Source organism: Collinsella aerofaciens (assembly GCF_039758815.1).
GTDB lineage: Bacteria > Actinomycetota > Coriobacteriia > Coriobacteriales > Coriobacteriaceae > Collinsella > Collinsella aerofaciens_BP.
The window spans coordinates 67915-77107 of the sequence record NZ_JBDMSK010000008.1; the positions used below are offsets into that span (position 1 = coordinate 67915).

Consider the following 9193-nt stretch of genomic DNA (forward strand, 5'->3'; position numbering starts at 1 on the left):
CAAATGACAAAGCGTATGAAGGCGGTGGCGGCAGCAGGTGCCGTTGCCGCCTTTTGGCTTGCCGTGTGGGCTTTCGCGGCGGCGCTGGTGGCGCAGCCGCTGATTTTGCCGGGGCCGGGCGCTGTTGTGGTGGCGTTGCTGCGGCTGGTGTGCGATGCCAACACGTGGGCGATTCTGGTGGGCTCAGGCGCACGAATCTTGGGCGGACTGGCGCTTGCCGCGATCTGCGGCGGTGTACTGGCGGGAGTCTCGGTGCGGTCGCGGGCGTTTGCGCACCTGGTGGCTCCGGCACTGTCGTTTGTAAAGGCGACGCCGGTCGCCTGCGTGGTGGTCCTGCTGCTCATTTGGCTGGGGTCGGCGCGCGTGAGCATCGCGGCGGTCTTTTTGATGGCGCTGCCGGGCGTGTATTTTTCGCTGGCCGAGGGCTTGGCACAAGTGGATAAACCGCTGGAGCAGATGTTCCGTCTGCATGGCGTGCGCGGCTGGCGCCTGTTTTGCGTCCATACCTGGCGCGAGGTGCTGCCGTTTGTGCTTTCGTGCGCCCGCGCCGTGATCGGCATGAGCTGGAAGGCCGGCGTGGCAGCCGAGCTGATCGGCATGGCGGTGGGCACCGTGGGTGAGCGCATCTATCAGGCAAAGCTTTTGATTGAGACGGCTGATCTGCTGGCGTGGACCGTGTTGGTCGTAGCCGCCTCGTGGGCGTGTGAGCGCGTGCTGGTGTGGCTTCTGCGGGTTTCGGGGCCCGTGGCGTGGCGCGCGGCCGTGCGGGCGCATGGGCATGGACTGCGCGGGCGTGCGGGGGCTGCGAGCGATGGCGCTGCGGCGGAGCTTGCGCTTGCCGTGGGCGACCGAGCGCCCTGGGTGCCGGCGCTCGATGGACTGGTACTTCGCGTTTCTGCTGGTGGGCGCACCTGCGTGATGGGCGCTTCGGGCGTGGGCAAGTCGACGCTGCTTGCGCTGGCGGCGGGCGAGTGCGCGCCGTGCTCCATGGTGTTTCAGGATGTGCGCCTGGTAGAGGGCGCCTCGGCTTTGGATAACGTGCTGGTGTGCGCCGACGCGCGCGTGGATGCCTCGAGTGCCGCAGCCCTGTTGCGCCTGCTGGTGCCGGGGGTCGATGTACATGCTCGTGTGGCCGAGCTCTCGGGCGGGCAGCGCCGTCGCGTCGAGATTGCCCGATCCCTGCTGTGCCCAGGCGACGCGGTGATTCTGGACGAGCCCTTTACCGGTCTAGATACCGCTGCGCGCGACGCATGCGCCGAGGCCGTGCTCGACTTGCTCGACGGCCGTATGCTGTTGCTTGCCACGCACGATTCCGCTGACGCTCGGGCCCTCAATATCTCGGACATCATCACGCTCTAAATACTTACCCAGCAACAAAATGATCCGTTTTTCTCCGTCTCCATAGGGCCGGGTATGGTATTCTATCTGCGGGGTAATACTTAGGAATACCAAGTAATACCAACGCCGTAGAAACAAACTCCAGATGCGGGCCAATCGGGTTGCCTTCACAGCCCGTCGCCCAGCCGCGTGGCCCGCATCTATCCGCATCACCGTCGTTTCAAAAAGGAAGCGCCATGGCAGAACACATGACCCCGGTTGTCGCGAAGGTCTTGCCCGAGGAAAAGGCGGCCTTCGCGGCGGCAACCCAGCTCGTGGGCACCACGCCGTCCAACGCCATCCGCATGTTTATCGCCGCGTTCAATCGCTGCGGCACCTTCCCGTTCGACATTTCGCCCAACGGGGCCTTTGGCGCTGCGCCCGATTCTCGTCAACAATGACCGTCCCAAACTGCCGGCACTTGGGGACGTTCCTTTTCAGCCGGCAGTTAAGGAACGTCCCTAAGTGCCGGGTTTTGAGGAGGTTGGCATGCTCAATGCGATGGCGTGGGCGCTTGCCTGTTTTGGCGTTGTCGCTGCCGATATAGCCCTGAGCGTGGTTCTGTTTTCAGTTCTCGATGCCGTGTCGGTGCTGACGGGTTTCCCGATCGACAACCTCGATATTCAATGGTTCCAGGCTGCCGCTCAGACGGCGTCATTTTTGATGGCGCTGCTGTGGTGGCGTTATCTGTGGCCCCGCTCCTTCATGGCACGCCGGCAAGGCGAGCGCCCGCTCGGTGGGGGAGCAAGCGCGGCATGGAAGCGCATTGCCTGCGTTGTCGTGATCGGCCTATCCATGCAGGTGGTCATTAGCTACCTATGCGACGGCGTGCTGTCGCTGCTGCCCGAGGTCGCGGCAGACTATAGCGAGCTCGTCGAGGAAACGGGCATGGGCGATACCAGCCTTCTTGCCGTCCTGACCACGGTGCTCGGCGCTCCGTTTTGCGAGGAACTGCTGGTGCGCGGCATCATCTTTGAGTTTTCGCTGCGTGCGTTTAATCCACAGTGCCGTTCGCTCTGGAAGCGCCGGCGCCGCGCGAACGCGCAAGACGGCGCCATGGTGCCCTGGGCGGCCCCAAGCACGTGGGGTATCGCCGCGGCAATCGTGCTGCAGGCGGCCATCTTTGGCTTTATGCATATGAACTGGGTGCAGGGCTGCTATGCGGGCGCTGCCGGCCTCATTTTTGGTTGGGTGTTCGTGACCACCGGAAAGCTCCGCTACACGATCCTGCTGCATTTTGCCTTTAACGCCGGGTCGTATCTCATGACGTTGCTGTGGTTTGTGAACACGCCGCTCGACGTTGTGGTCACGGTTGGCATCGCCGGCTTTGTGCTGGTAGAGGCGATGCACTCGCTGCTTCGATTGCGCATTCCCGTGTCGCGCGAAGCTGATCGGTCTGAGTAATAACGCCTTTAATTAGACCGATGCGTCCTGAACGCACCTGGCGTTTCGCCGAATGCTTCTTTAAATTTTGAGTAAAAGAATGACATGTTGGAGATGCCGACTTTTCGGGCTACATACTGCACGCTGCGCTCGGTGTTATTGAGAAGATATGCCGCCTCTGTGAGCTGCTGGTTGAGCTTGATTTGCGAAAACGTTTTGCCGGTTTTTTGCTTGATCAAGCTGCTGAGATAGCTGGTGCTATAACCCGTATCGCTCGCAATGCTTTCGAGTGTGCAGTCGCCGTAGCTTCGCTCAATATGATTCAGAATCGACACGATGCGTTCGTCCGACATGATCGCCTGGTTATCAGTTGCGGAGCGTCGGTACAGTCCTCGAATGAGAACAAGGAATAGGCTGACGGCGAGGTGCCTCATGAGTTCATTGGAATAGGCATCTTTAAAGTGATATTCGATAAAGAGCATCTCGATGAGGCGTCGCGCATGTCGGGCGTATTCCTCTGGAAGAATGAGATATTTTCGGGCCTCGCGGTTTTTGGACACAAAATCAAATAGAAGATTCGTTAATGGTGACGCGCCGGGTAGCTGGCTCAGGAACAACGAATCGAACATTTCTTTTTTGAAGACGATCGAAATGACGATATCATGCTCGCCCTTAACGTATGGAACGCTTCTGACTACGCCGGTGTTGCAAATGAGCACGTCGCCCTTTTTAAGGAGTAGTCGCCGTCCGTTGACGATAAACGTGCAGACGCCGTCGTACACGTAGTTAAGCTCCATATCCCGATTGATATGAGGAGGAATATCGGTAAAGCGCGACTCCTTGATAAGGCCCACGGGGTTTTCGTCGAGAGTTTCTTTCCAATCAAACAGATAGACCTCTTCGCCGTTAATGGTTGTGGTTTCCACCCTGTTATATCGCGGGCTGAGTTCTCCAGGATGTGTGCGATGCCACTCTTCGGTCTCGGTATGCGTATAGAGCAGCTGTTTGAGATTCGAATCCATGGGGTGCTCCAGGGGTGAACGGTAGAATCGATGCCTTAAACAGTATTATAACTAAAAAAATGTTATAAACCCACGCTTTCTATGCGATATCTTATGCATCTTGTTCTTCCTAGTATTGGGTTATCCGCTGGAGCATCCGATCAAGGAGGGCAAATGAGTAAGTTAAAACATGGGTTTGACTCCGACTTTTTATGGGGCGGAGCCATATCGTGCTCGCAGGCCGATGGTGCCTGGAATGAGGGCGGAAAGGGAAAGTCGACGCAGGATTGTCGATGGCTGGATGGTACCTGGACTCATGACCAGATTGAGGACAAGCATCAAAACAACCCCTTCTGCCATGACGAACTAATGAACGCTCTCGCAGATGATGGTGTTGAGTTCTACCCGTTTAGGCGCGGTAACGACTTCTATCATCACTACCGTGAGGACATCGCGCTTTTTGCGGAGATGGGCCTCAAGCTGTTCCGCACTTCTATTTGCTGGAGCCGAATCTATCCTAACGGAGATGATCTTGAACCTAACCGCGAAGGCATCGAGTGGTATCGAAGCATGCTGGGTGAGTGCAAAAAGCACGGCATTAAAACCTTCGTCACCATGCTCCACTATGACATCCCGGTAAATCTTGTCACCACATATGGGGGATGGAAGAATCGCAAGACGATTGATTTCTTCGCCCGCTATGTCGAGACAATCGTTACGGAATTGGGCGATCTGGTCGATTTCTGGCTGCCTTTTAACGAGTTCAATGCAGCGCGTTTTTCGCCTTGGGACGGGGTCTGTCTGGTCAAAGACGAAGAGGGGGAGAACTTCGATCGAGCCATCTTCCAGTGCCTGCACCACGAGTTCGTTGCCAATGCGCGTGCCGTCGAGATTGTCCATCGTCTTTCGCCCGATACTCCCGTTGGCGGCATGATCGCTCGATTCTGTACGTATCCCGCCACCTGCCGTCCCGAAGATAACATGCAGGCTATTCACGACGACCAGTATTCCAACTGGTTCTATACGGACGTGATGGCTCGTGGAAAATACCCCGCTTATATGAATCGCTATTTCGACGCGTGCGATATCGAGATTCAAATGGAGCCGGGCGATGAAGAGCTCATCGCTCGCAACACGGTCGACTTCCTGGCCTTCTCGTACTACTTTTCCCAGGTATCCACCTGCGATCAGGGATGGGAGAAGACTGCGGGAAATCTGGTCATGGCAAACAAGAACCCTTATCTCGAGACGAGTGAGTGGGGCTGGCAGCTCGATCCCATTGGCCTGAGGGTTACCCTTAACCAGATGTATGACCGCTATGGGCTGCCCCTGTATATCGCCGAGAACGGCCTCGGTACATCTGATGTAGTCGAGGAGGATGGCAGCATCCACGACGAGTATCGAATCGATTATTTGCGCCAGCACATAAAGTGCCTTAAGGAAGCAGTGATCGATGGCGTTGACGTGCGCGGATACATGATCTGGGGATTCATTGACCTTGTTGCCTGCGGTCCTCTTACGATGGACAAGCGCTACGGGCTTATCTATGTCGATCTGGATAATTGCGGCAACGGCACTGCGGAGCGCTCGCGTAAAGACTCTTTCTATTGGTATCAGAAATGTATCGCCACTAATGGCGAGGATCTTGGGTAGGAGTGATTGTCGTGGCAGACAAGAAGGAACTGGCCGCTCGTGTCCTCGAGCTCGTGGGCGGCGCCGATAACGTTGTTATGGCAACGCACTGCATTACAAGGCTCAGATTCAACCTGAAGGACGATAGCAAGGCAGATCTGGAGGCCCTTAAGACGCTTGACGGCGCCTTGGGCGCGCAGGTTAAAGACGGGCAGTGGCAGGTTATCATCGGCGCCAGCGTGGGGTCGGTATATGACGAATTGGAGCCCATGCTAGGTGACAGGATGGGTGGCGAGGTCTCCGCCGACGCCGGGCAGCCTGAGCTCCAAAAAGGTTCGGCTCGCGTATTCGATATCATCACCGGCATCTTCTCCGCTATCATTCCCGCACTGGTGGCGGGAGGCATCGTAAAGGGCATCCTGGCTGCTATCGCGGCTTTTGGAATCGACACGGGTGCCGGCGACTTTGCGATATTCAATATGATTTCGGATATCCCGTTCTACTTCTTGCCGTTTTTGCTGGCAATGTCTACAGCTGATAAGTTCCGGGTCAACCGTTCGCTTGCGCTTTGTGTTGCCGGATCGCTGATGTACCCGACCATTGTCAACGCTGTCGGTACGGGCGAGACGCCCCTTGCGCTGTTCGGTTTTGCGGTGCCGATTTTTAGCTACGCCGATTCCGTGTTCCCGGTTATCTTTGGCGTCATTGGCTTGTCTTTTGTATATCGCGCAATCGACAAAGTCGTGCCGGATCTTTTTAAGCTCGTTGTCGTTCCGGCGCTCTCCCTTGCTATCGTGATTCCCGTCAACCTGTTTGTGCTCGCTCCGATTGGTGCCTGGTGCGGTCTTGGTCTTGCCAACGGTATCGTTTGGCTATTCTCGACGTTAGGCCCCGTTGCCGGTTTTCTGCTGGGCTTCTTTATGCCGCTTATCGTGCTCTTCGGCATGCACCAGTCAACGAGCCCCATCCAGATTTCCAATATCGCAACGCTTGGGTATGACTATCTGCTCCCGATCTCTTTCTGCCATAACCTCGCCGAAAGCGGTGCGTCTTTTGGTGCGGCCCTGCGCATGACCGATGAAAAGCTCAAGTCCGCTGCGATGACGTGCGCCTTCTCGGCATTTATGGGAATTTCCGAGCCCGCCTTGTTTACCGTTCAGGTTCCTAACAGGACTCCGCTTATCGCTGCGATGATCGCGGATGGCATTGGCGGCGCGCTCACCGTTGTTCTGGGCGCTAAGTGCTTCGGCTTTGTTATGCCTGGCATTACCTCGTTGCCCGTTTATGCCGATCCAAGCGGCAATCCCATGAACCTGATCATGATTGTCGCCTGCATCGCTTTGACTTGGGTTATCTCTGCGGCGCTCTCGTTTGCGCTCTATGGTCGTTTTGACAAAAAGTAACGACGTTTTGAGATAGACAATATTAATCGGCCGCTCGCCGGGGAATCGTTTTACGACGCCCCGGCGAGCGGCATTTCATTGGTGGGGGCGTGTGTGCCGCCAGCGGCGGCATGCCGCCTCGCCGCGCTAGTTGCGCCTGCCGCCTCCGTTGGCACCCTGGCGGCCCTGTGCCGCGCGATTGCGACCGGCAGTGTTCTGCGCGCGGGACATACCGCCGTATCCCTTGCTGCCCTTAGACCCCTTGCCGGCACCACCAGCGCCACCGTGGGCCTTGCCGCCCTTCTTGCCGGTGCCGTGTCCGCCGCCGGCAGACGTCTCGCCCGGGCGCGGCGGCACGGGACGGATCAGGCAATGCTTGGTGTAGCCGATCAGGTCGCGGCGGCCAGCCTTTTCCAGCGCCTCGCGTACCAGCTTGTAGTTCTCGGGCTTGCGATACTGGATGAGCGCGCGTTGCATGGCCTTCTCGTGCGGGTCGCGCGCTACATAGATCGGCTCCATGGTGCGCGGGTCCACGCCGGTGTAGTACATGCACGTCGACATGGTGGACGGGGTGGGGTAGAAGTCCTGCACCTGTTCGGGCATGTAGCCCATGTCGCGCACGGCTTCGGCAAGGTCCACGGCTTCCTTCATCGTCGAGCCGGGGTGGCTCGAGATCAGGTACGGCACCACATACTGCTTGAGTCCGTATTCGCGGTTCAGGCGCTCAAATTTACGGCAGAACGCGTCGTAGACGGCGCGGCTCGGCTTGCCCATCACGGACAACACCGCGTCGCTCACGTGCTCGGGCGCTACGCGCAGCTGGCCCGAGACATGGTGCTCCAGCAGCTCGCGCAAAAACTCGTCCGAGGCGTCGGCCATGGTGTAGTCAAAGCGGATGCCGCTGCGGACGAAGACCTTCTTGACGCCCGGCAGCTGGCGCAGGTCTCGCAGCAGCTGCGTGTAGCCGCTCTCGTCGACCACCATGTTCTTGCACACACTCGGCCACAGGCAGCGCTTGTTCTTGCACACGCCGTGCTTGAGCTGCTTGTCGCAGGCAGGGCGGCTAAAGTTGGCCGTCGGCCCGCCCACGTCGTTGATGTAGCCCTTAAACTCGGGATCGCGTGTGAGCAGCTCGGCCTCGCGCATGATCGAGTCGTGGCTGCGCATCTGCAGCACGCGGCCCTGGTGGAAGGTGAGCGCGCAAAATGAGCACTCGCCAAAACAGCCGCGGTTGGAGCTAATGGAAAACTTGATCTCGGCAAAGGCCGGCACTCCGCCCGCCGCATCGTAGTCGGGATGCCAATCGCGTGCGTAGGGGAGTTCGGCCACCTCGTCCATCTCGTCGGTGGTGAGTGTCGTCGACGGCGGGTTTTGCACCACATAGACGCTGTTGGGATAGGGCTCTACCAGGCGATGGCCGGTGATGGGGTCCATATTCTGCTGCTGCACGTTAAAGCTGCGCGCGTAGTTGAGCTTGTCGGCGGCAAGATCGTCCCAGCTGGGCAACAGGTCGTAGTCGTAGACCTCGTCGAGCGAGTTGGTGCGGTAGACGGTGCCGTTGATATAGGTAATCTGGTCGACGGGCAGTCCCGCGTCGAGCGCGTCGGCGATCTCGACAATCGCGTGCTCGCCCATGCCGTAGATGAGAATGTCGGCGCCCGAGTCGAGCAGTACCGAACGCTTAAGCTTGTCCTGCCAGTAGTCGTAGTGGGCCAGACGGCGCAGACTCGCCTCGATGCCCCCGATGATGATGGGGATGTCCTTAAACGTCTGGCGGATGAGGTTGCCGTAGACCGTGACGGCTCGGTTGGGACGGCGCCCCTCCTCGCCACCGGGAGTATAGGCGTCGGTGTGGCGGCGGTGCTTGGTCACTGAATAGTGGTTGACCATGGAGTCCATGTTGCCGGCACTGACGAGAAAGCCCAGGCGCGGTTCGCCGAGCACGGTGATGCTGGCGGGGTCGGTCCAGTTGGGCTGGCAGATGATGCCCACCTTATAGCCGTGCGCGTCGAGTACGCGGCTAATGATGGCCATACCAAAGCTGGGGTGGTCCACGTAGGCGTCGCCGCAGATGTAGACAAAGTCGCACTGGTCCCAGCCGCGCGCATTCATATCGGCGCGACTGACGGGGAGAAATTTGTCGCGGCCCGGGCGCCAGGGGCGGGCGGGCGTCGCTTGGGAATGCTTGGCGCGGGCGACCGTGGCCTGCGCCTTGCCGCCGCGCTTTTGCTGCTGACCCTGTTTGCCCTGCTGTCCGCGTTGGCTGTTCTGAGCGTGCTGAGGCTTTTTTGCCACGATCCCTCCCGGTGTCTGTATGCTGCACGTAATTGTAACCAGTCTTTTTGGGACGTGTCTCTATAGTTTTGTCAACCGCGTGCTTCGCGCCATTTCGGCATGACGCATCCGGGCGCCTGGCGC

At 58.6% G+C, this 9193-nt stretch carries 7 protein-coding genes; 5 read left to right on the forward strand and 2 right to left on the reverse strand.

Features of this window, described 5'->3' with window-relative positions; genetic code table 11:
• Positions 1-15 precede the first annotated feature (15 nt).
• The 3 genes from ABHT90_RS05580 to ABHT90_RS05590 all read left to right on the forward strand — a co-directional run bounded on the left by ABHT90_RS05580 (position 16) and on the right by ABHT90_RS05590 (position 2781).
• Positions 16-1359 (forward strand): ATP-binding cassette domain-containing protein, encoded by a 1344-nt coding sequence (locus ABHT90_RS05580; protein ID WP_346981892.1) that lies wholly within the window; start codon positions 16-18, stop codon positions 1357-1359.
• Between the two features lie 215 nt (positions 1360-1574).
• On the forward strand, positions 1575-1778 hold the full coding sequence (locus ABHT90_RS05585; protein WP_196033998.1) for a type II toxin-antitoxin system RelB/DinJ family antitoxin: 204 nt from the start codon (positions 1575-1577) through the stop codon (positions 1776-1778).
• A gap of 88 nt (positions 1779-1866) precedes the next feature.
• Positions 1867-2781 carry a CPBP family intramembrane glutamic endopeptidase gene (locus tag ABHT90_RS05590; RefSeq protein WP_238022410.1) on the forward strand — a complete coding sequence of 305 codons (915 nt, stop codon included), beginning with the start codon at positions 1867-1869 and terminating at the stop codon, positions 2779-2781.
• An 8-nt stretch (positions 2782-2789) separates the two neighbouring features.
• Here the strand turns inward: ABHT90_RS05590 and ABHT90_RS05595 are convergent, their stop codons facing one another.
• A complete protein-coding gene (locus ABHT90_RS05595; protein WP_055250957.1) occupies positions 2790-3782 on the reverse strand; it encodes a helix-turn-helix transcriptional regulator in 993 nt (330 codons plus the stop codon).
• A 153-nt stretch (positions 3783-3935) separates the two neighbouring features.
• Here ABHT90_RS05595 and ABHT90_RS05600 point away from each other — a divergent pair, with 153 nt between their 5' ends.
• Complete coding sequence (locus tag ABHT90_RS05600; RefSeq protein ID WP_035137362.1) at positions 3936-5414, forward strand: family 1 glycosylhydrolase; 1479 nt, start codon at positions 3936-3938, stop codon at positions 5412-5414.
• A gap of 11 nt (positions 5415-5425) precedes the next feature.
• Positions 5426-6796 (forward strand): PTS transporter subunit EIIC, encoded by a 1371-nt coding sequence (locus ABHT90_RS05605; RefSeq protein WP_346981893.1) that lies wholly within the window; start codon positions 5426-5428, stop codon positions 6794-6796.
• Between the two features lie 126 nt (positions 6797-6922).
• Here the strand turns inward: ABHT90_RS05605 and ABHT90_RS05610 are convergent, their stop codons facing one another.
• On the reverse strand, positions 6923-9070 hold the full coding sequence (locus tag ABHT90_RS05610) for a YgiQ family radical SAM protein (protein ID WP_346981894.1): 2148 nt from the start codon (positions 9068-9070) through the stop codon (positions 6923-6925).
• Positions 9071-9193 lie beyond the last annotated feature (123 nt).